We start from the raw sequence: 21229 nt of genomic DNA, 5'->3' as shown, positions 1-21229 counted from the left end.
CCTGCCGGGCTGCCGCCGACCGTGCCGTCAGAGTCTCGCCCGGGGTGCTGATGAGGGCCCGGCATCGCACCAACCGCCCTTACTGCGACACTCCGATCCAACAAAGAAGACGATGCGGGTCGACGAGCCTCGCCTTCAAAAAACGAACGTTTTCTGAAGATCACCGTGCGGGGGTCCGCACACCCCGCAGCCTTCAAAAAACCCTTCAAAAACCTGGGTCATTCAAGAACCCTCGACCACCGTTTTCTGACATGATCCGCGGTCATGAGTGACACTCCGGAGCCGTCCGGCCACCCCGAACTCCTCGTTGCCGAACCGCTTGTCTGCACCGAGATCAAGATCGGGTACGCGCGGGTGTCCAGCGGCGGACAGAAGCTCGACCGGCAGATCGACGCCCTCACCACCGCCGGATGCCGGAAGATCTTCTCGGACAAGAAGTCCGGCAAGAACGCCCTCCGCCCGGAATTGAAGGCGTGCCACGCCTTCCTCGACGCTGGTGACACCCTCGTCGTCCCCTCGCTCGACCGCTACGGCCGCAGCCTCCAGGACCTCATCAACATGGTCGCCGAACTCCGGACGCGCGGGATCGGCTTCACCTCGCTGCACGAGAACCTCGACACCACCACCCCCGGCGGCCGGCTCGTCTTCCACGTCTTCGCCGCTCTGGCGGAGTTCATCCGCGAACTCATCGTCCAGGGCACCCGCGAGGGCCTGGCCGCCGCCCGCGCCCGCGGCCGGGTCGGCGGGCGCCCCACCGTCGCTACCGAGGAAGTCATCCGCGCCGCCCGCGACCTGCTGCCCGACCCCGGCCGCTCCATCACCTCGATCGCCAAAATGCTGGGCATCTCCCCGGGCACCCTCTACAACCACATCCCCGACCTCCAAGACCTGCGCGCCTCCGCCGTCCCCCACCAGCTCGACGCTGCGGAACGGTGACCCCACGTGCCGATCCGTCCTTAGAACCGCGAGCGTTGTCCCGCCGACTGGCCGGACATCTCCAACGCCATCAACGAACGCGCCGGCTGGCGGTGCGAGTGTGAAGGCGAGTGCGGACGCGGCAGTCACCCCGGCCGGTGTCCCAACCGGCACGGACAGCCCGTGAACGGCACCGGTTCGCGGGTCATCCTGACGACGAGAGCGCGCACCTCGACCACACGCCGGAGAACTGTCACCCGGCCAACCTCAAAGCCATCCCAGGGCTGCCACCTGCACTACGACCGTAACCACCACGCCCGCACCCGGGCCCAGACCCGGCATACCGCACTCGAAACCGGCGGGCAGCTGACGTTCGAGTTGTAGGCGAACGCAGCAAGATCAAGTGCTTAGCGTTACTGGCTGTTCCGCTGGTCCCCAAGGCCGTGATCGCCGCCAGGCCAGCCCAGACTGCCTCAGTTTGAGCGAGACAATCGACCTGCCCCCGTCTCGCTCAAACCGAGGCACCCCAGGTCGGGCACTCACGCTGCCTCACCTTCAGCGAGACCGGACAGTCAGCGCCGGGTGGGCAGGCGTGGAACCTCCCCCAGGGCCCTTGCGTCGCGACCATCCGGTGGGCCTGCCGCCGCTGCGTCGCCCGCAGGACCGGCAAACCGGACCAGAGCGTCATGGTCTGGATGTCGAAACACCACGACCAGGTCTGCGTCCCCCACCGCCTCTGGATCGGACGGGCCGTCGAGTCCCCCGCCGCCCAGTTCGACCTCGCCGACCTCCCCGACATCGTCGCCGCCCAACAGCGCCACTACCGGCTCCTTCGCCGCCACGGTCCCCATGTGCTCAACCCGTGCAGCCCCGCCCTGCCCGCGGTGTCCGGCCCTGGGACCCCAAACGCTATGCCGCGGTCTATCCGGAGATCGTCACGACCATGGCCCGCTACGCCTCTCCGCACCGGCGCCGTCTGGCCATGTCCACCGACGAGGAAGACTTCCGGGCCTTTCATACGGAGTTCGCACGGCGGCTCCCCGACGAGAGCCCTCTGCGCACAGCGGCCAAGCCCTGGTTCATCCAACAGCTCCGCGTCATCGCACACACCATCCAGGACGCCGCTGAGCAGAACGCCCTTGCCGCCGCGGCCAACGGCTCTCTCGAAACCTGGAGCGGCGGTACGTTCGGCCGTATGGCTGACGAGTGTTACGGGCATCCGCGCCTCGCCGCGGTCTACGACGCCCTCGACCCCGACCGTGGCGATCTCGATGCGTACCTTCGGCTGGCGGAGCGTTTCGAGGCCCGTCGGGTGCTGGACATCGGCTGCGGGACGGGCGTCTTCGCGCTCCTGCTGGCCGAGCGCGGGATCGAGGTGGTGGGCGTCGACCCCGCCCGCGCGTCCGTCGACGTGGCCCGCGGCAAACCGGGCGCCGAGCGCGTGCGCTGGATCCACGGCGATATGACGGCACTCCCGCCGTTGCGTGCCGACCTGGCGACCATGACGGGCAACGTCGCCCAGGCCATCATCGATCCACCGGCGTGGCGGCAGGCCCTGCGGGGCGCCTACGACGCCCTGCGGCCCGGCGGGCACCTGGTGTTCGAGAGCAGGGTGCCGGGCCGCCGCGCCTGGGAGGAGTGGAACCGCGAGTCGTCGTACCGCGTGACGGAGATCCCGGGTACCGGCACCGTCGAGAGCTGGGTCGAACTGGTCGAGGTGCGCGAGCCGCTGGTGACGTTCCGCTGGACGTATGCGTTCGCCGCGGACGGGCTGGTGCTGACGTCGGATTCCACGCTGCGCTTCCGCGAGCGCCCGGAAGCCGAGGCGGACCTGACCGCGCAGGGTTTCGTGCTGGAGGACGTCCGCGACGCACCCGACCGCCCGGGCCGGGAGTTCGTGTTCATCGCCCGCCGCCCGCTGGGCTGACGTCCTGGCCCCGGTGGGGGGTGTTCACGCCGGTGGTCGGTCGAGTTTGCTGCTCACGGCGTCGAGGACCCATTCCAGGCCGGTCGCGAAGGTCGTCTCGGCGTCCACGTCCGTGCCGTCGTGCACGGCCTTGGCCAGCGCCGGGAAGCGGCCGGTGGCCAGCATCCGCGTCACGTGCGGGCCGTGGGCGCGCTGCCAGTCGCGGTCGGACAGGCCGGTGGCGCGCTCGGCCCGCAGAGCCGCGATCTCGCGCCTGATCGCCCCGGTGAAGTAGGCGCTGACGGTCTCCACGGCACGCATGACGGTGTCGACGTCGGCGAGCCCGTCCAGGGCGGCCAGCGTGGCCTCGGTCACGGCCAGGCCGTTGGGGCCGAGACTCGGGCGGCCGCCGAGCAGGTCGGCCAGCCACTCGTGCCGCAGAGCGGTCCGCCTGGTGCGGTGGGCGAGGGTGCCCAGTGCCTCCCGCCAGCCCGCGGGCTGCTCCTCGGGGAGGATCTCGGCCTGGACCTCGTCCACTATGAGGTCGAACAGCTCCTCCTTGGTCGAGATGTAGCCGTACAGCCGCATCGGGCCGGCGTTCAGCCGGGCGGCCACCTTGCGCAGGGACACCGCCTCGAGACCGCCCTCGTCGGCGAGCGCGACGGCGGCGGCGACGATCCGCTCCCGGTCGAGCGGTACGGGTCGAGTCGGCGGCTCGGGCCGGTCCCACACAGTCATGGAACACACCGTACCGTTGCGATACACCGTAGCGTTCCAATACAGTGTATCGACATGAGACAACGCATCGCAGTGGTCGGAGCCGGTCCCGGCGGTCTGGCGTTCGCCCGCGTGCTGCACCGCCACGGCCACCCCGTCACCGTCCTCGAACGCGATCGCGCCCCCGACGCCCGCCCCCCGGGCGGCACCCTGGACCTGCACGAAGGGCTGGGGCAACGCGCGTTGGACAAGGCGGGCCTGCTGGCGGAGTTCCAGGCGCTGTCCCGTCCCGAGGGGCAGGCCATGCGCATCCTGGACACGGACGGGACCGTCCTGCGCGACTGGCGGCCCCGTCCGGACGACCGGGCCAATCCCGAGATCGACCGCGGGCAACTCCGTGACCTGCTGCTGGGGCCCCTGGACGTCGAGTGGGGGCGGGAAGTGACGCGGGTGGTGCCGGGTGCCGGGGACGGCGCGGTGGTCCATGGCGCGGACGGGCGACAGGAGACGTTCGACCTCGTGGTCGGCGCGGACGGCGCCTGGTCCCGGACCCGCCCGGCGGTCTCGCCGGTGACGCCGCACTACACCGGCGTCACCACGGTCGAGACCTCCCTGGACGACGTCGACACCCGCCACCCCGACCTCGCCCGGCTGGTCGGCGACGGCTCCCTGGCCGTGTACGGCGTGCACCGAAAGCTCGTCGCCCAGCGCAACAGCGGCGGCCACGTCAAGGTGTACGCCCAGTTCCGCGCGGAGCCGGACTGGCACGCGCACCTGGACCTGGCCGACGCCGAGGCCGTGCGGGCGAGTCTGCTGGCCCTGTTCGACGGCTGGGCCGCTCCCGTCCTCGACCTCCTCCGGCACGGCCCCGCGTTCGTCCACCGCCCGCTCCACGTCCTGCCCGTGGCCCACACCTGGACCCATGTCCCCGGGGTGACGCTGCTGGGCGACGCCGCCCACCTGATGCCCCCACTGGGGGCGGGCGCGAACCTCGCCCTGCTGGAAGGCGCCGAACTCGCCGAGTCCATCGCCACCGGCTCCGGGGACCTGGACGACACCGTCCGCGCCTTCGAGGAACGGATGTGGGATCGGGCCGGCCGGTGGGCGGAGATCACGACGGCGGGCCTGGAACGCCTGATGAGCCCGGACCCCGCCACGGCCGTCGCCCTCTTCGACCGGGTCCAGTCGTCCTGACCGTGCGGTGCATCAGACACTTCGACGTCGCCCGGCAGGAGGGACCACGAGGGCCGGCAGCGGCGCCGCGCCGAGGACGAGCGGGGCGGCGCGTGCGCAACGTCCCGAGGCTCCGGCGTCCGCGGCCGGGCTACTGATCAGTGCTGAGCCGCGCGCTGCGGGTTCGTGGCCCTGTCCGTGCAGCTGTCGGCGACGGTGTCGGCGAAGATCCGGGCGAGTGGGGTGAGGGCGTCCCAGCGACGCACGGCCCAGCCGACCGGAAGCGTGGGCAGGTCCGGGATGGGGACGAGGCGGAGGTGGCCGGCGTCGCCGGGCACCTGCCAGCCGGGCAGGGCGGGTACGACGGCGTGGCCGAGGCCCAGTTCCGTCAGCAGGAGGGCGGTGTCCCAGTCGGCGACGCTGGTGTCGGAGCTGCTCCGGATGCCCAGTTCGGCAAAGGCGGCGTCCAGTCGTGTGCCTGAGGTGGAATTCTGGGGCAGCCGGATGAGGCGGATGTCGGCGAGGTCGGTCACGTCGATACGAGCCCGGCTGGAGAGCGGGTCGTCCGCGCGGACGGCGAGTACCCAGGGCAGGTCGACGACGGTGCGCTGCTCGATGCCGCGCACCGGGCCGCCGATGGTGACCCAGGCGAGGTCCAGGTCGTCCGCGGCGAGGGCGTCGAAGCAGCTGCGGCTGGAGGTCTCCGTCTGGAACTCCAGGTTCACCTTGGGGAAGCGCTGCCGGAAAGCGACGATGGCCTCGGGCATGAAGTGCCGCACGGTCGTTCCGCCCGTGGTGACGCGCACGGAGCCGTGGTCACCGTTGACGAGGTCTGCGAGGCGTCGCAGGGCCAGGTCCAGACCGGCGATACCGTCGGCGGCGGCGTCCCGCAGGACGCGCCCCGCAGGCGTGGGCACGACCCCTCGCGGCTGGCGCTCCAGGAGACTCACGCCTGTCTCCCGCTCCAATCGCTTCACATGCTGGCTCACCGCCGACTGTGTGCAGTCCAGCTCGCGGGCGACGGCACTGAGGCTTCCGGCCCGGCACACAGCGACGAACACCCGCAAGTCGTCCAGAGTCATGCACCCAAGCTACCAAGTCACCCAAGCTACAGCTTGGGTACAGCTATAAATCCATAGGATTGACTGGGGTCAGCGCTTTCCAGGATGATCGGCACAGGGCCCAGGCGGCAACCCGTCCGGCGCTTTCGCGAGGTCCGGACCACAGGCGGAAGCACGGACGGGTGCCGACCCGAGTGACGGAAGGAGCGTTCTCTGTGCCTGCTTCCCCGGCACCCGCCCCTGCGGACCAGGCCGTCGCGCTGCTGCGCGAACTCGGTGCCGCGGACATCGCCCATCCAGGCGGCACTCTGCTCGCGCACCTCCAGCGTGTTCACGGACAACTGGCCCAGTGGGGCGCCCGCCCGGCCCTCCGGCTTGCGGGCCTGTGCCACGCGTTCTACGGCACCGACGGATTCCCTGCTTCGTTGCTCTCCGTGGACCGCCGCACCGAACTGGCGGCGGTGATCGGCGCCGAGTCCGAAGCCATCGTGTACCTCTATGCCTCGTGTGACCGGAAGGCCACCTATCCGACGCTCGCGGATGCCGAGGTCTCCTTCCACGACCGGTTCACCGGTTGCGTCCGTCGTCCAGAGCCGCAGCTGCGACGTGATTTCGCCGAGTTGTCGGCCGCCAACGAACTCGACCTCGCTCAGGTGTCCCCGTCCTTCCGCGAGAAGTGGGCAGCTGAACTCCTCGCCCTGTTCACCCGCCTCCGGCCCCTGCTGAGCCGACCAGCCTGGTCGGCCTGCTGCGCGGTGCTCGCATCGGATGCTGTTCCGCAGGACTGAGCGCATCGGACGGGAGCGTCGGAGCGGCTGTTCGTGACAGAGGGTACGGATGCTTGGTCGACTCCCGCTCGTTGAGCAGCTCGATGTCCTGCGGACGGTGCTCTCCCAGAAAGAGGTCCTGACCGACGTGATGACCAGGGCGGCGACGTTGTGAGCTGCCCGGCTGGTATGTGACGGCGGGCTGCCTTTTCCAGACGGTGTGGAACGTGGTCACCGACAGGCCCCCGACCAACGGCATCAAGGACTACGACATCGGAGATCCCCAACGAGGTCCGTGTGCATCTTTGGTATGAGCGGAAGTTCGGGGTGCCCTGTCCGCCGCACGAGTCCACCGAGTCCGCGATCGACTGCTTCGCTGCGACGACGTGCTGTCTGGGCGTCCGGCCGGAACCCGACGGAGAACGGCGCGTCTGTGCGCCTCACGGGCTCTCCGACGTGTTGGGCTCTGACCTGCTCAACTGCGGGCAGCCGCCTCTAGGGTGTTCATCGCGGAAGTCCCCTGCTCGGCCCGGAGGCGCCATGCCCCTGCAGATGAAGCTGGTTGCGATAACACTCGACTGCCCTGATGCGCTGGCTCTGGCGGCGTTCTATCAACAGGCCACCGGCCTTGAACTGCATCCGAAGTCGAACGCCGACTTCGCGGGCCTCAACGGTGAGGACGGACTCCTGATCGGTTTTCAACGGGTCGACGACTACCGGGCTCCGAGCTGGCCCGACCAGATCGTTCCCCAGCAGCTTCACATCTGCTTCAAGGTCGATGAGGACTTGACCGTGGCCGAGGCCCGGCTGCTGGAGCTTGGTGCGGGCAAGCCGGATCACCAGCCGCACGGGGACAAGGCGCGGGTTCTCACCGATCCGGTTGGGCATCCCTTCTGCATCAGCCTGCGCTGATCGGCGCCCTGCGTGGGACGCGTTGGCCGGGGCTCAGCAGAGCTGCCCTCGACGAGCCAGGATCTGGATTCCCTTCGACTCGTGTCCGTTCATGGTGGCGACGGTGATTCGGCGGGTGTCGGCGATCTCGAAGCCGGCAAGCAGGGAGGTGAACCCGTCGCTCGGGTGGTGGCGGCAGACTGCGCCGTCGCCGGTCTCGAACACTCCATAGGTGCCGTAGCGTTCCGCGCACCTGGCATAGCGGTCACGATTGCGCCTGTCGCCTTGCAGCAGCAGGTCGCTGAGGTAGAGCACTCCGCCCGGCTTGAGAACGCGGCTCAGCTCACCGACCAGCCGTCGCTGTGCATCGTTGCCGGGTACGCAGGTCAGCACCGCGAAGAGGAGGACCACGTCGAGGCTTGCGTCCGGATGGGCCAGCACCGGTGGTGCGTCCAGCACGGCGAAGTGCATCGTGGGATGCAGGGTGCGTGCCCGGGAGATCATCCCCGGTGAGGTGTCGACGCCGCTGAGGTCGGTGAAGCCCTGCCGTTCGAGGGCTTGCATGGTCCGGCCGTAGCCGCAACCGTAGTCAAGGATCGCGGCACGCCCGTCGACGTCGTCCAGCCACGGCATGTAGGCGGTCTGGCTGTCGAGGTCGGACACGGCGGATACCTCCTTTGACCTGCACTGTGAGTGCCTTGAGCTCGGCGGAATCGATGGACAGCTCGATGCGCGAAGCGGTCCTGATCATCTCGATGCGAAACCACTGCCGGGCGGTTGTGTCGGCGCGAGGCTGCGGCGGACTTGGCGGTCGTTCGGCGACATCCGCCGGAGTCGTTCTACCCGGTCGCTCAGGCGGTAGCCCCGCTGGAACAGACTGCGCCAGAAGGTGGTGATGCTTCGACATCCAGACGGCGGGACTGCCTGCACATCACCGAGTGTCCGGTTTCGCTGAGTGAGACGCTTCCGGAGGTTCCGTCTCGGTCAGGACGAGGTGTCCGGCCTTGGGCAAGGGAGAGTGCTGGCCGACCCGGCCGACGGGTGGTGCGCTTCTTCAGACGTCAACAAGCAACCCGCGTGCATCCCGCGGATACATATACTGGATATTGCCCTTGAATAAAGGAGTCCAGTATGAGTGTGACCACGATCGACCTTGATGACGATGCGCTGGAGAAGGCCATGCGTGTCGCCGGCGGTGGGACCAAGAAGGATGTGGTCAATGCCGCCCTCCGTGAGTACGCCGAACGCCATGAGCGGGCCGCGCTCGTAGCCAAGCACTTCCACGTCGCCCAGCAGTGGGACTACGAGGGCTGGCAGCACCGCCGGGTCGAGGACAAGCAGGGTGGCGCGTGATCCACTACCTGCTCGACTCCTCGGGTCTGTGGCGCCTCCTGCGTGAGGAGCAGTTGAGGGACGCATGGCTGGAGACCACCACCCTCCGGGCCATCGGGTCGTGCGCCGCCCAGCGGACCGAGTTCCGGCGCTCAGCGCGCAACGCCGTGGAGTACGAGGCCATGGGGGAGATGTTCACCGATCTGTATCCCGACGTACCTTTGCCGAAGAGGTTGTGGGACTGGGTCGACACAGCCCAGTACGCTCTCGCCGAGAAGGGCGCCCTCGGTGCGGCCGGGCCGCTCGACCTGATGATCTGCGCGACCGCCGCGCATCATGGACTGACTGTCCTGCACGACGACGCCGATTTCGTCACCGTGGCGCGTTTCCTGCCCGACGTCAGTGAGCGGAATGTGCGCAACGTCCCGGGTTTCTAGCATGTGAGGCAGGGTGAGCGCCTGACACCCTCGCAACAAGCAGCCAGGGCGTCCCCCTCGGTCTTGCCCCTGGTGCCGACGAGTACGGCCGGCTCCCGGCGCCACAGCAGATGGAAGAGCACCGGCAGCACGCCTACTGCAGAGGCACCGCCAGTCGCGCTTCGCGATCTTTGCTCAGTGCGTCAGACCGAGTACGGCCGTGCAGTGTGGATCGTTCTCCGGCTCCTCGAACAGTTCCCGCTCCTGCGACCGGGAGAACACCTCCGCGATCACGGCCGGTCCGATCAGCGGCGTATCGAGGACGTTGCCCACTTGACCGCCGGAGTAGAACCGCACCTCCATCGGTGACGGTTGCCTTCCGCCGCCCAGCGCGATCCGCACGGTCGGCGCCCCGTCGGGGCCGGGGAGGACGCCGCGGACACGCATCTTCTTCACGATCGGTGCCTGCGTGTAGAGGATCAGGTGGCCGGTCACGTCGGCCTGTGCCACGGCCACTTCCCACGGCGTCATTGCGGAGTGGTTCATCCGGTTCGGGCACTTCCTCATGCCCTTGCCGTCGTTCTTGTCCGCCTTGCCGTTCAGGGTGGGTACGTTCCGCCCGTCCAAGTCCTTCTGCCGGCACTTCTTGGTCTTGTTCCAGTGGGGGGTGTCGGCGTGCGCGGCTCCCGTCTGTCCCAAGGCCACGACGGCAGCCGCGAGGGTGACGAGCGATGCTTTCGTGACACACCTTCGCCCCGACTCACCCCGATTTCAGAAAGGCAGCGGTCTCGCGTGGACCACGTCCAGGCGGGAGACGGCGCGGGTCAGGACCACGTAGAGCCTGTGCGGTCCCCGCTCCTCCGCCTCCGCCACCGCCGCCGGTTCCACGGCCACCACGTGGTCGTACTCCAGGCCCTTGACCAGGCCGGCCGGGACGACGGTCACCCTGGCGCCGGGGTCGGCCGGGTCCGCCGGGGTGATGCCCGCGGACGTCAGGGCCGTGCGCACGGCGGCCGCCTCCGCGTCCGCCGCGATCACCCCGACCGAGCCCTCCCGGGTCAGGGCGTCCCGTACCGCGGACACCGTCGTCGCGAGGACGTCGTCCGTGGGGCGGAGGGTCAGCTCCCCGTCCGTGCGGAACGACCTCGCCTCCGGGACGTCCGTGCCGAGCCGCCGCAGCAGCCGGTTGGTGAGGTCCACGACCGCCGCCGGGACGCGGAAGCCCGTGCTGAGCGGGACGACCCTCGCGTCCGGCTTGCCCAGGTGGTGCAGCACGGTGTCCCAACTCCGCGCCGCCCAGGGCGTCGTGGCCTGGGCCAGGTCGCCGAGGACGGTGAGGGAGCCGAAGGCGGCACGGCGGGCGATCGCCCGGCACTCCATGGGAGACAGGTCCTGGGCCTCGTCGACGACGATGTGGCCGTAGCCCTCGGGGTGTTCCATGAGTCCGGCGACCTCGTCGAGGAGGACCAGGTCGGCGGCCGACCAGCGGGCGGACCGGTACGAGCGTGGCGGCCGGGGCAGGCGGAGGTGCTGCTGCTCGGCGGGGGTGAGCACCCCCTCGGCGGCCCGCGCCAGCACCGCCGCGTCCGTGAGGAGCCCGGCCACCACCTCCTCCGGCCGGACCTTCGGCCAGACCGTGTCGAGGTAGGCGCTCATCGCCCGTGAGCGTTCCAGACGCCGGGTCCAGGTGGCCGGCTGCGGTCCCGCGCGGCGTTCGGCCAGCAGCTGTACGGCCCGCATCGCGCGCCCCCTGACCCGCTCGCGGCCGACGGCGTACGGCGGTTCCTCGTCCCGTACCCCCTCGACGATCCGCGCCAGCGTGTCGGCGGCCACCCGCCAGGTGTAGGTGCCGTCCGAGAGCGACAGCGGGGCGATGCCGTCGGTGGAGACGTGCGCGTACACGGCGCGGCGCAGGACCTCGGCCATCCGGGGATCGTGCTTGAGCGCGGCGGTGCGGCCGGGGTCGGTGGCGGTGGCCGGGTGGCGGGCGATCTCCTCGTGGAGGGTGGTCTGGCGCACGCCGGTCTCGCCGAGGGCGGGCAGCACCTCGGAGATGTAGGAGAGGAAGGTCCGGTTGGGGCCGAGGATGAGCAGGCCGGAGCGGCGGATGCGCTGGGGGTGGGTGTAGAGGAGGTAGGCGGCGCGGTGCAGGCCGACGGCGGTCTTGCCGGTGCCCGGCGCGCCCTGGACGCAGACGGAGTCGGCGAGGTCGGCGCGCACCAGGTCGTCCTGGTCGGGCTGGATGGTGGCGGCGATGTCGCGCATGGGGCCGACGCGAGGGCGTTCGATCTCCCGGGTGAGGAGGGTGCCGGTGCCCGACTCGCCCTTGCCGAGGCGTTCGTCCTCCATGCCCGTGAGGTCGGCGGAGTCGCCGCGGCTGCCGGGGGCCCAGCCGAACCGGCGCCGTACCGCGACGCCCTGGGGGTCGTCGGGGCCGGCCTGGTAGAAGGCGCGGGAGACGGGGGCACGCCAGTCGACGACGAGGGGCGGGGCGGTCGGTTCCTCGCTGATCCGCAGCCGGCCGATGCGGTAGCTCTGCCCGGCGTGCTCGCCCGCCTCGAAGTCGAGCTTGCCGAAGAACAGCGGGCCCTCGGGCAGCTCGCGCATCTCCTTGGCCCGGCTGCGCAGCCGGTACCCGAGCACCTCGGCGTCGGCACCGGACGCGGAGACGTCCTCTCCGGTGACGACGTGCTCGGCGGCGCCGTCGACCATCCGCGCGAGGGCGGCTCGGCAGGTGTCGTGGTAGGCGCGTTCGCGGTCGAGTTCCTCCTGCATAAAGACAGCCTAGACGAGAAACGTGACCGGGTTACATTTTTTACCGGGCCTCAGTCGTGCTCAGCCGTGGTCCGCCAGCGCCCGTTCCAGTCGCGCGAACGCCCGCTCCGCCGCCCGTACCGCGTCCTCGCGTACGTCCTCCACCCGCTCCCCCGCCGCGATCCGCCGCCAGTTGTCCTGCGCGAGGATCCGCTGTACGGCGATGATCTGGCCGGCGGCCAGCCGGGCGTCCAGGGTGCCGCCGAGGGCCTCGGCGAGCGCCGCCTCGGAACGCTCCAGGTAGGCGTGCTGGCGGGCGACGAGGGTGGCGGTGCTGTTGAGGAGGGTGTGGAAGGCGAGGACCTGGGGGTGGTCGTTGAGGCCGGTGACCGGGTCGTTGTGGGCGAGACCGGAGAGGAAGCGGTCGCGCAGGACGCCGACCGGCGACCGGGCGCCGGCCCGGGCTTCCGCGACCAGCCGGGCGGCCTCCGTCTCGTGGTCCGCGATCCGGTGCAGGACCAGGTCCTCCTTGGCGGGGAAGTACCGGAACAGCGTCGGTTTGGAGATCCCGGCGGCGGCGGCCACCTCGGCGACCGACACCGCATCGAACCCCTTCGCCAGGAACAGCCGTACGGCGATGTCCGACACGTCCTCGTACATCCGCCGCTTCTTCAGCTCCCGCAGGCCCATCTCACCCATGGGGCGAGCCTACGGCGGGCACCCCTCAGGCCAGCGCACGAGCGAGGTGGGGGTTCGCCGTCGCCCGGACGGAAAGGCCCATGGAGCCGGTGGCCGCCGTCAGGGTCATGGCGTACGAGTCCACGGCCCGACGGACGTTGGGCGCGTCCAGGCTCGCCCCGGTGACCAGGCGGTCCAGATCGACGTAGGCGGAGCGGATGATCTCGATCCAGCGGTACACCCGCCAGTCACGTTGCCAGTCACGGGTGAACTCGGGGGCCAGGCCGCGCTCCCAGCGCCGGAACATCCGGTCCCTGATCTCCGGCCGGGTCGGGGTCAGGTGCATGTGCCGCACCAGGTCGTACAGCGGGTCGCCGACGAGGGCCATCTCCCAGTCGATGACGGTCAGCGCGAACCGGTCGTCGCGGCGCACCAGGTTCCAGGGGTTGAGGTCGCCGTGCAGCAGGGCCGGGGCCCGACGGCTGACCTGGTGCCGGGCGAGGATCTCCCGCAGCCGGGCGGCGCCGGGAAGCCCCAGGAAGCGGACCAGTTGCTGGGACTCCTCGGGAAGACCCGCGACCAGGAGGACGAGCTGCTCGCTCAGCCAGGTGTAGAAGTCGGGCTCGCCCCCGGCCGGGTCGAGCTGGGTGTGGCCCACGCCGGTGAGCGCGGCCAGCTGGTCGACCAGACCGTCTGCCTCCTGTGGGAGGAGACCGTGCACCGGGTGGTCGGGTTTGCGGCCGGTGTCCGCCGGTCCCTCGTAGGTGTGGATGGCGAACCGGTCCCGGGAGTACGCGAAGGGGTACTGGGAATGGCTCTCCCCCAGTGCCAGGACGCGCGGCGCGGCCACCGCGACCCCGGAACGCTCGATCGCCCGCAGCACCGCGTGCTCACTGAGGTAGCTGCGCTCGCGCCGGCGGACGTGCGGCACCTTGCGGCGGATCACCACGGGGAAGTCGATGCCCGGCACCCGGACCACCGAGTTGAGGTGCGCGGTGCCCTTGAACACCCGGTGGGCCGGCGCGGTGCCCTCCAGGGACAGGGCCGCGTGCACCGCGGAGTGCGGGAAGTCGGAGTGCTCCGGTACCCGCCGGTCCGGCCGCCAGTCCATGACCCCGCCGATCCGGCCGCGCCGGGCAGCCCCGCCGACCGGTGCGGAGGCTGCCCAGCGGAACAGGATGTGCTCGATCTCCCGATCGCCCGGCACCGTGCTCAGCCGCAGCGGTTCGGCGGCTGCCTCCAGCGCGCCGCGGATCGCCGCCGTCGCCTGCCGGAGGTTCTGCTCGTCGAAGGACTCCAGTGACTTCGCGGCGCGCATGACGTCCGGGTAGACCGACTGCGCCCGCTCGAAGTCCAGATAGTGCCGGAGGTCCTTGGTCACGCCGTGGGTGGCGGCCGGCCGCACCGGGCGCAAGGCGGTCACCCACGCCCCGACGACCTCGTCCCACTGCTGTTTCGGGTACCGCATCCGCACCAGATGGATCGCCAGGTCGTGCAGGGGGTCACCGAAGGTGGCCAGCTCCCAGTCGACGCAGGTGAGGGGCGGCCCGCCGGCCGACGAGGTGATCAGGTTGTCGCGGTGCAGGTCGGCGTGGAGGAGGCCGAACGGGCGCCTGGTCAGGGCCGGGACCCGGTCGGCGAAGCGGAGCAGGGCGTCCTCGGGGATCCCCAGGGCGGCGAACAGCCAGCCGAACTCCGCCCCGTTGGCCTGACGGATCTGGACGTCCGCCGTCCTGGCCAGCGTCCGCAGGAAGCCCTGGCTGTCCGTGTGGTTCCGCGGCCACGTCGACGGCAGCGCCGGCAGCGCCGTACCGCGCACCTGGGTCATCCGGGCGAACAGTCCCGCCAGGTCCTTCAGGAGGAGGGCGTCGACCGGCTTGCCGTTCTCGCAGACGCTGGAGAGCGGGACTCCCTCCACATAGCTGTGGATGGTGAAGCGATTCCCCTCGAAGAGGCACTCGGGCACGTTGGGCAGCACACCCTTGATCGCCCGCAGGACGCGTGCCTCGTCGGGCCAGGTCCGGATCACCACGGGGAGGGCGTCGGTCCTGCGGACGCGGACGGTCACCGCGGTCCCGGGCTCCTGCTTCAGCAGCCGGGCCATCGGCTCGGTCAGGGGGAGGACGTAGTTCTGGTTGTGATAGCCGCTGCTCGCCAGACCCCATTGCGCGGCATGCCCCAGGAACGTTTCGTACTCTTCGTCCGGCAGAGGCCTGCCGGTGTCCTTCCCGGTGACGCCGGCGGGGACGGAGGGTGCACCCACTGGTCGCTCCGGGGTGGTACGCGCGCTAATCGCGAGGATCGGGCAGGGGAAACGGTATTACCAGGTGACGTACGACACGACTGGAGAGGTGATGGAGTGACTCTCGCGAGTGAATGATCGCTCGCCCGTACGGTCACCCATCGGCGCGGTCGTCCGAGACTGGCTCCGTTCGCCATCCCTATACGCACGCAACCGAGCGGTTGCTCAGACGGTTCGGCACTCTAGCGCAGCGGAGCCCTCTCCGGATCACACGGACGTCACGGCCGGGAGACGAGCAGCTGCCAGACCGACTCGAACCATCTGGTCGCGTTGTCCGGATCCGCGTTCCGGACGTGGTGGGTGAGGGTCGCCCCGGGACCCAGCACGTCCACGGCCTCCACCTCGGTGCCGCCCTCGAGGATCACCGTACGCGGGATCGGCTCGTAGAAGCCGTGCAGCACCTCGTCGTGGTTGATGACGCAGAGCTTGAAGGTCGGGGCGAGTTCCGTGCGCCGGATCTGCAGGTCGACCGGCGGCACCAGGTTCTCGGTGCGGAGCTGCTCCAGAACCGTACGCAGGGTGATTCGCCGCGGTGCGACGATGCGGGCCCGGATGTGGGCGTCCAGGCTCTCCGAGGTCAAGGTCGCGATGTGCAGGGCGACTTCCTCGTGCTCGAAGGCCTCGCCGATGAGCGGTCCCGGCGTCATCGGATGGCGGGAGCGGGTGGCCCGGGGCACGGACGGCTGGATGTGCCGGCGCCGCACGACCCGGGAGCCTTGCCCTGCCGGGACTCGATCCAGCCTTCGGTTCGCAGGACGCGCAGCGCCTGCTGCACGGTGTCGCGGGAGACCCGGAACTCCGTCGCGAGCGACTCCTGCGACGGCAGGTAGGAGTTCAGCGGGTAGGCGCCGTCGGAGAGCCGGAGCCGAAGCTCCTCCGAGACCCGCTGAACCGCACCTCTGCCGTCGTTCGCCCGGTTGGCGACGTCCCGTACGTACCACTTCTCAGTCAACTGGTCGACTTGATCGGGCCGCGGGTTTGCTGGCGTCCCTCACGGCACGGGTGCGCAGGCGGCCACGGCGGGCGCGAGACGTGTCGGCTACGGTCGCAGCAGTGCCAGCAAGGGTTTCAGGGAGTCGACGACATGGTCCGCGCCCGCCCCGGTCAGGAGCTTGGCCTTCCGTTCGTTACGCGCGTAGCCGAGGAACGGCACCCCGGCGCCGCGTGCCGCCTCCAGGTCCGTGGGCGAGTCGCCGATCATCAGGGCCGCGTCGGGGGCGGCGCCCATCGCGCTGAGGGCGCGGTTGAGGCAGTGCGGGTCGGGTTTGAGGCGGTGCAGGTCCTGGGTGCGGCCGTAGATGTGCGGGGCGAAGCAGGCGGTGAGGGCGCGGTCGTCGAGGTAGGCCCGGACCACCCGGGGCGAGTTGTTGGTGGTCACCGCCATCCGCGTGCCCAGCGCGCGCCAGGTCTGTATCAGGACGTCCGCGTATTTCGTGGGCATCGCCGTCGACGTGGCCTGGAGCTCCTCCTTCGTGAGGCGTTCCTCCAGCTCGGCGACCAGGTCACTGCCGGGATGCCGGCGGTCCACGGCGCGCAGCACGACGTGCGGGTCGAGGGAGTCGCGCTCGGTGTCCGTGACCAGGCCGCGCAGTCCTCGGCTCTCCAGCCACGCCACCAGGCCGTCGGCGACCCGTTCCGCCGAGTGGCCCGCGAACAGGCGGCAGATCGGCCCGTCGAAGTCCCACAGGACGACGCGGGCGCTTCTGATCAGTTCCGTGAGTTCTTCGGTCGCGTCCTCGTTCTTGGCCGTCACCGGTTCAGTCTGCGTCGTATCAGAAGTCACTAGGAGAGTGTCAGGTCCGTGGTGATGGTTTCCCAGAGGGCGTCGAACCACATCTGCGATTGGTCCACGAACGCGGCGTCACGGTGGCCGGATCGTCTCTCGAAGGAGAAGAGGAGGGACTCGGAACCCACGGCGTCGTACATGTCGAGCATGCCGGCCTCCGTCTGCTCCTCGCGGCGCGTGACCATGTAGTACGCGAAGAGGGCCTCGGTCCCGTTGAGCAGATAGAGCTTGACCGGAGGGGTGAACGGCAGCGCCCGGAAGGTGACGTGCACGTCGATCTTGTGGGTGGAGCGCAGGCCCTGGAGGTTGTACTGGAGGACCTGGCCCTGGGCGTTGCGCATGCCGAGCCAGCGGTTGTGGACGGTGTCGCCGTCGCTCTCGACCGCCGCCGTCGGGAAGGCCAGCTGGATGTCCCGGCTGGGCAGCAGCACGCGGACGTCGATGCGCTCGGGGCGGATCCGGCCCTCGTGGATCATCCGCAGCGGCTCGGCGAGCGCGGGCAGCAGGCTCTGGGCGGTGAGGCAGGCCGCGTCGATGCGGACGTGCGGGGCGGAGAACGCCTCTGTGATGCGGGGGCCCAGGCCCACCATCGTCGGCTGGGGCTCGTCGAGCGCCGGGGACGGCGGCTCGGCGATGCGCGGCGGGCTGCCCTTGCTGACGCCGGTCAGGAGGCCGTCGTCCTGGAGCACCCGCACGGCCTGGCGTACGGCACCGCGCTCCACGCCGAACTCCTCGGCCAGTTCCGCCTGGGTGGGCAGGCGGTCGCCCACCTTGAGGTCGCCCGTGCGGATGCGTTCCCGCAGGGTCCGGGCGATCTCCTGAGGCGTGCTGCCGGTGTTCACTGCCACGTTCTCCTGGGTCACGACCAAACGCTACAACTTTGATCCATCTGACGGGAGTTGTTTGAAGATTGGTTATAAGTTACAGCCAACTGGGGACAACATAATCAGAGTTGGTTACCAACTTGCTTGAGTTGGTGGAAGCTTGCTTCCCGACGATGGGGGAACCGACATGCCCGCCGCCCTCGCTCTTCTCTCAGCCGTCTTCGTTCTCGGTTTCGAACAGACCGTCCAGTCGAAGTACGGTGCCACTGGCATTATCGGTCTGCTGCTGCTCACCGTGGGGATCAAGGCCAAGAGCCCGGCGTTCAGCTCCGCCGGCGCGGTCCTGCTCGCCCTGGTGCTCGCGGGCCCCGGTCTGTAGGCGTCAGCCCGACAGCTCCAGATCCGAACTGATCGTCTGCCACAGGGCGTTGAACCAGAGCACCGACTGGTCGACGAACGTGGTGTCCCGCAGGCCCGTGCCCCGCTCGAAGGCGAACAGCATCGAGCGGGTGCCCACGGCGTCGTACGTCTGCAGGTGTTCGTGGTCGATCTCCCGTTCGTGGCGCCCCAGCGTGTAGTACGCGAACAGCGCCTCGTCCCCGTTGAGCAGGTACAGCTTGACCGGCGGGGTGAACGGCAGCGCCCGGAAGGTGACGTGCACGTCGATGCCGTGGGTGGCGCGCAGGGCCAGCAGGTTGTGCCGCAGCACCTGGCCCTGCGCGTTGCGCTGGGCCAGCCAGCGGTTGTGCACCGCGCTCTCCGCCGAGGCGTCCACCGCCGTCGGGAACGCGAGGTCGATGCTCCGGCTCGGCAGCAGCACCCGGACGTCGATCTTGGCCGGTTCCAGTAGCCCCGCGTGGATGAAGCGCAACGGCTCGCCGAGGGCGAGGTTGAGGGAGACCGAGGTCAGGCAGAGCGCGTCGATCCGCACGTGCCGGGCCGCGAACGCCGCCTCTATCCGGGGCGTGAGGCCGACCATGGTGGGCAGCGGCGGCGCCTCGGGACCCACGGCGTGCTCCGGTGTGCCGGTGCCCCTGGCCACGGTCGCCGGGCTGCCCTTCGTCACGTTCGTGAGCAGGTGCTCCGACTGCAGGATGCGCAGGGCCTGCCGGACGGCCCCCCGCTCGACCCCGAACTCGTCGGCCAGCTTGGCCTGCGTGGGCATGCGCTCACCCGGCCGCAGCACCCCGGACCTGATCCGGGTGCGCAGCACGTCGGCCACCTCACGGTGTGACGCAAGAGGCCGCTGCGACCGCTTCCGTCCATTGGCGGAGGCGTGTTCGGGGTCCACAGACAAACGTTACAACTTCCCGCCATCTTTAGGCAGTTCGCGGGAAGGTGGTTATGAGTCGCTTCCAAGCGGAGATAAGTACTCTGGAGTTGGTCGCCAACTCGTACAACATGGTCCTACTTCCTCGACGGTTGGCCGACCGGGTTCCCTTCCGGAGGGGAGCCGGGAGCCCGGCCACTCAGGGCGACCGACGAGGCGCACGGCCAGCACAGCCACAACTGAACACCGACAACCGAACACCGCAGGACCCGCACAGTCACAACTTCACAGCTCGCTACGGATGAGCCGCACAGACACAACCGAACACAGACACAACCGAACAAGGTGATTCAGGCACCCGTCGTCGGCAGGAAGGGGAACGGCTAGAAGATGTCCGGGCACCAAGGCCGCCCGGATGTGCGCAGCAGGGCGTCGGCCTCCCGGGCGGCGCCCACTCGCTCTTCCCCGACCCGGCCGAGCGCGTGCAGCCGCGCCACGGTCTGGTCACCGAGCCAGACGCTCGCCAGGTCGGCGATGTCGAGGGCGAGGTCGGGGGTGTCGGTGGTCGGGGCGCAGGACGCGCCTTCGGGGGAGGCGTCCAGCCGGTAACGGCCGCCGGCCAGGCCCTGCCGGTCCGCCACCGCCAGGACGAGCGACCCCGCCGTGTCGTACGTCCGTGCCTCCAGGGCCCGTACGACGTCCAGGATCCGCACCCACAGCCAGTCCGCCTGGTCGGTGATCCGCGCGGCGCGCGGGTCGGGAAGGTGGTACGGCAGCAGGTCGTCCGGTGACCGCCGGCCGCTCGTCACCGAGGTGATCCAGTCGATCGAGCACAGGTAGTGCCACAGCGCGCGCTCCGCCGCCGGGGTCGCGCCGAGCAGCCAGTCGACTCGCGCGGTGTTGTAGGGCTGCTTGTGGTGCCAGTTGTCGTCCGACTCGTACGACACCATGCCCTCGACCTCGCCGGACGCGGACCGGTACACCGCGTAGAACGGCTCGGTCCAGTCGTCGTCGAAGCGGACGGTCCCGGTGCGCAGCTGCCACCACAGGTCGGTGCGGCTGACCGCGCCCGGTGTGCCGCGGCGGACGCGTTCGTGCAGCTCGGGGCCGAGCTTGCGGATCTCCTCGCCGTCAACGAGGTCGATCCGGCCGCTGTCCTCCGGGCGCGACCAGCGCGGGTCCAGGCCACTGCGCGGGACCTCGACCTTCCACTCGGTCAGCGTGGTCGCCGGGCCGAATCCGTAGCGGCCGTAGATCGGGTACTCCGCGGCGATCAGCGTGGCGACGACGTCTCCGCGGTCCTTCGCCGCGGCGAGGTCCTGGCTCATCATGCGGGTGAGCAGGCCGCGGCGGCGGTGGGTGGGGCTGACCGTGACGTTCGAGACGGCGTCGGCGGGGACCGGGGCTCCGCCGACGGCCGTGAGCTCCTGCGCGAAGGAGCGGAACGTGGCCACGCAGCGCGGGCCGTCGAAGGCGCCCAGGAGTCTGCCGGGTACGAACTGCCCGCGGCGGGCTTCCAGGTGGGCTTCCGTGAGGGTGGGTGATTGCAGGAAGCCGGTCTTCAGTGCGCGGTGCCAGTCGGCGAGCTCGGATTCGGTTATGGGGCGGACTTCGACGGGGTCGGTCATGCGTTCACGGTATGGGGGTGCCCGGGGTGGTGCCGAGTGGTTTTCGGGTGCGGGCCGGTGGGGGCTTGTCGCGCAGTTCCTCCCCCAGCCTTCGGCCGGGGGTGCCCCCAGCGCCCCTTTCGGGGCGCGCCATCACCTACGTCAGCAGGTCGTCGACCTGGGCTTCGCCCTCTCGGTATCTGCGGGTGATCTCCGCACTCGAACCGTCCGCCGTGCGCTGCAGGTGCTGCCGCCGCCTCGACACCTCCTGTTCGTAGCGGACCAGGCGGCCCATCGCGGTGGTCAGTTCCGGGTCCGTGCGGGCCTGGAGGTCGGAGAGTTCGACCTCGGCCAGCATCTCGGCGGCCAGGCGGCCGTACTCCTCGCTGTGCGGAGTGCCCAGGGTGACGTGCCGGGCCGACTGGCGGTGGCGGGCCGGGGCGTCCGTGAGGATCTCCGGGAGGCGGTCCACCACCGAGGCCGCGCCGGCCGGGGAGCGGCGGGCCAGTTCCGCCCGCAGGATGTCGATACGGCCCTGGAGCAGCCGCCGTACGTAGCTCAGGTCCGCCTCGTCGCGCTGCGCGTCCCGGCGCAGGACGCGCAGCTCGGCCAGGCTCAGGCGGGTCAGGTCGTGCTCCGGCGGCTCCGGGGGCAGCGGGGTGCCCTGGCCGCGCTGTGCGGGCGGCCTGGGCAGACTCGGCACGCCCTGCGCGCCCTGCACCTTCAGTCGCCCGGTACTCGGTGTGCTCATACGCCTCTACCGTCCCCTCGACCGGCGTGTGGAAGCATGGTGCCACCCCAAGTGCTCCCGCGCGCCCGGCGCGTTGTCC

Annotated in this window: 22 protein-coding genes and 1 pseudogene; 9 read left to right on the top strand and 14 right to left on the bottom strand. The window is 70.2% G+C overall.

Going from position 1 to position 21229, the window contains the following annotated elements; translation table 11 throughout:
- The first annotated feature begins 264 nt into the window (after nt 1–264).
- The gene (locus tag ABZ646_RS16515) at nt 265–936 is read left to right on the top strand and encodes a recombinase family protein (RefSeq protein WP_143606564.1); all 672 of its coding nucleotides are present in this window, start codon (nt 265–267) and stop codon (nt 934–936) included.
- A gap of 1174 nt (nt 937–2110) precedes the next feature.
- Nucleotides 2111–2842, top strand: a complete 732-nt coding sequence (locus ABZ646_RS16510; protein WP_360518797.1) for a class I SAM-dependent methyltransferase — start codon at nt 2111–2113, stop codon at nt 2840–2842.
- Nucleotides 2843–2866: 24 nt separating this feature from the next.
- Here ABZ646_RS16510 and ABZ646_RS16505 read toward each other — a convergent pair whose 3' ends face one another.
- The gene (locus ABZ646_RS16505) at nt 2867–3559 is read right to left on the bottom strand and encodes a TetR/AcrR family transcriptional regulator C-terminal domain-containing protein (protein ID WP_360518788.1); all 693 of its coding nucleotides are present in this window, start codon (nt 3557–3559) and stop codon (nt 2867–2869) included.
- Nucleotides 3560–3613: 54 nt separating this feature from the next.
- Here ABZ646_RS16505 and ABZ646_RS16500 point away from each other — a divergent pair, with 54 nt between their 5' ends.
- Entirely contained in the window at nt 3614–4732 is a 1119-nt protein-coding gene (locus tag ABZ646_RS16500) for an NAD(P)/FAD-dependent oxidoreductase (RefSeq protein WP_360518785.1), read from the top strand.
- Nucleotides 4733–4869: 137 nt separating this feature from the next.
- On the opposite strand, the gene ABZ646_RS16495 is transcribed toward ABZ646_RS16500, so the two are convergent.
- Nucleotides 4870–5793: a LysR family transcriptional regulator gene (locus ABZ646_RS16495; RefSeq protein ID WP_360518782.1), complete on the bottom strand. Its 924-nt coding sequence runs from the start codon at nt 5791–5793 to the stop codon at nt 4870–4872.
- A gap of 194 nt (nt 5794–5987) precedes the next feature.
- Between ABZ646_RS16495 and ABZ646_RS16490 the strand changes: the two genes are divergently transcribed.
- The 3 genes and pseudogenes from ABZ646_RS16490 (at nt 5988) to ABZ646_RS16480 (ending at nt 7451) form a co-directional block, all read left to right on the top strand.
- Nucleotides 5988–6560 (top strand): DUF6817 domain-containing protein, encoded by a 573-nt coding sequence (locus ABZ646_RS16490; protein ID WP_360518779.1) that lies wholly within the window; start codon nt 5988–5990, stop codon nt 6558–6560.
- 49 nt (nt 6561–6609) lie between these two features.
- Nucleotides 6610–6998: pseudogene (locus ABZ646_RS16485) on the top strand (nucleotidyltransferase family protein); the annotation flags it as partial.
- Nucleotides 6999–7079: 81 nt separating this feature from the next.
- Nucleotides 7080–7451: a VOC family protein gene (locus tag ABZ646_RS16480; protein ID WP_360518794.1), complete on the top strand. Its 372-nt coding sequence runs from the start codon at nt 7080–7082 to the stop codon at nt 7449–7451.
- Between the two features lie 33 nt (nt 7452–7484).
- Here the strand turns inward: ABZ646_RS16480 and ABZ646_RS16475 are convergent, their stop codons facing one another.
- Nucleotides 7485–8093: a class I SAM-dependent methyltransferase gene (locus tag ABZ646_RS16475; protein ID WP_360518776.1), complete on the bottom strand. Its 609-nt coding sequence runs from the start codon at nt 8091–8093 to the stop codon at nt 7485–7487.
- Nucleotides 8094–8561: 468 nt separating this feature from the next.
- On the opposite strand from ABZ646_RS16475, the gene ABZ646_RS16470 reads away from it, so the two are divergent.
- The gene (locus tag ABZ646_RS16470) at nt 8562–8783 is read left to right on the top strand and encodes a type II toxin-antitoxin system VapB family antitoxin (RefSeq protein WP_360518773.1); all 222 of its coding nucleotides are present in this window, start codon (nt 8562–8564) and stop codon (nt 8781–8783) included.
- A complete protein-coding gene (locus tag ABZ646_RS16465) occupies nt 8780–9199 on the top strand; it encodes a PIN domain-containing protein (RefSeq protein ID WP_360518770.1) in 420 nt (139 codons plus the stop codon). Before ABZ646_RS16470 ends, ABZ646_RS16465 begins: the two co-directional genes overlap by 4 nt.
- A gap of 174 nt (nt 9200–9373) precedes the next feature.
- Here ABZ646_RS16465 and ABZ646_RS16460 read toward each other — a convergent pair whose 3' ends face one another.
- The 8 genes from ABZ646_RS16460 to ABZ646_RS16425 all read right to left on the bottom strand — a co-directional run bounded on the left by ABZ646_RS16460 (nt 9374) and on the right by ABZ646_RS16425 (nt 17567).
- On the bottom strand, nt 9374–9877 hold the full coding sequence (locus ABZ646_RS16460) for a hypothetical protein (protein ID WP_360518767.1): 504 nt from the start codon (nt 9875–9877) through the stop codon (nt 9374–9376).
- Between the two features lie 72 nt (nt 9878–9949).
- Nucleotides 9950–11953: an AAA family ATPase gene (locus ABZ646_RS16455; protein ID WP_360518764.1), complete on the bottom strand. Its 2004-nt coding sequence runs from the start codon at nt 11951–11953 to the stop codon at nt 9950–9952.
- Between the two features lie 60 nt (nt 11954–12013).
- The gene (locus tag ABZ646_RS16450; protein WP_360518761.1) at nt 12014–12631 is read right to left on the bottom strand and encodes a TetR family transcriptional regulator; all 618 of its coding nucleotides are present in this window, start codon (nt 12629–12631) and stop codon (nt 12014–12016) included.
- Nucleotides 12632–12656: 25 nt separating this feature from the next.
- A complete protein-coding gene (locus ABZ646_RS16445) occupies nt 12657–14792 on the bottom strand; it encodes an aminoglycoside phosphotransferase family protein (RefSeq protein ID WP_360518791.1) in 2136 nt (711 codons plus the stop codon).
- Between the two features lie 338 nt (nt 14793–15130).
- Nucleotides 15131–15559, bottom strand: a complete 429-nt coding sequence (locus tag ABZ646_RS16440) for a hypothetical protein (RefSeq protein ID WP_360518758.1) — start codon at nt 15557–15559, stop codon at nt 15131–15133.
- Complete coding sequence (locus ABZ646_RS16435; protein ID WP_360518755.1) at nt 15556–15864, bottom strand: winged helix-turn-helix domain-containing protein; 309 nt, start codon at nt 15862–15864, stop codon at nt 15556–15558. Before ABZ646_RS16435 ends, ABZ646_RS16440 begins: the two co-directional genes overlap by 4 nt.
- An 87-nt stretch (nt 15865–15951) precedes the next feature.
- Nucleotides 15952–16665, bottom strand: a complete 714-nt coding sequence (locus ABZ646_RS16430) for an HAD-IA family hydrolase (RefSeq protein ID WP_360518752.1) — start codon at nt 16663–16665, stop codon at nt 15952–15954.
- Between the two features lie 29 nt (nt 16666–16694).
- Nucleotides 16695–17567 (bottom strand): GntR family transcriptional regulator, encoded by an 873-nt coding sequence (locus ABZ646_RS16425; RefSeq protein WP_360518749.1) that lies wholly within the window; start codon nt 17565–17567, stop codon nt 16695–16697.
- A gap of 142 nt (nt 17568–17709) precedes the next feature.
- Between ABZ646_RS16425 and ABZ646_RS16420 the strand changes: the two genes are divergently transcribed.
- Nucleotides 17710–17901, top strand: a complete 192-nt coding sequence (locus ABZ646_RS16420; RefSeq protein WP_360518746.1) for a hypothetical protein — start codon at nt 17710–17712, stop codon at nt 17899–17901.
- Nucleotides 17902–17904: 3 nt separating this feature from the next.
- Here ABZ646_RS16420 and ABZ646_RS16415 read toward each other — a convergent pair whose 3' ends face one another.
- The 3 genes from ABZ646_RS16415 to ABZ646_RS16405 all read right to left on the bottom strand — a co-directional run bounded on the left by ABZ646_RS16415 (nt 17905) and on the right by ABZ646_RS16405 (nt 21150).
- On the bottom strand, nt 17905–18819 hold the full coding sequence (locus ABZ646_RS16415) for a winged helix-turn-helix domain-containing protein (protein WP_360518743.1): 915 nt from the start codon (nt 18817–18819) through the stop codon (nt 17905–17907).
- A 356-nt stretch (nt 18820–19175) separates the two neighbouring features.
- Entirely contained in the window at nt 19176–20420 is a 1245-nt protein-coding gene (locus ABZ646_RS16410) for a GNAT family N-acetyltransferase (protein WP_360518741.1), read from the bottom strand.
- A 136-nt stretch (nt 20421–20556) separates the two neighbouring features.
- Nucleotides 20557–21150, bottom strand: coding sequence for an aerial mycelium formation protein (locus tag ABZ646_RS16405; protein ID WP_360518738.1), 594 nt, complete (start codon nt 21148–21150; stop codon nt 20557–20559).
- Nucleotides 21151–21229 lie beyond the last annotated feature (79 nt).

The organism is Streptomyces sp. NPDC007162 (assembly GCF_040634175.1).
Lineage (GTDB): Bacteria > Actinomycetota > Actinomycetes > Streptomycetales > Streptomycetaceae > Streptomyces.
Note: the sequence above shows the minus strand (reverse complement) of the source record. Positions and strands in the feature narration are given on the sequence as shown.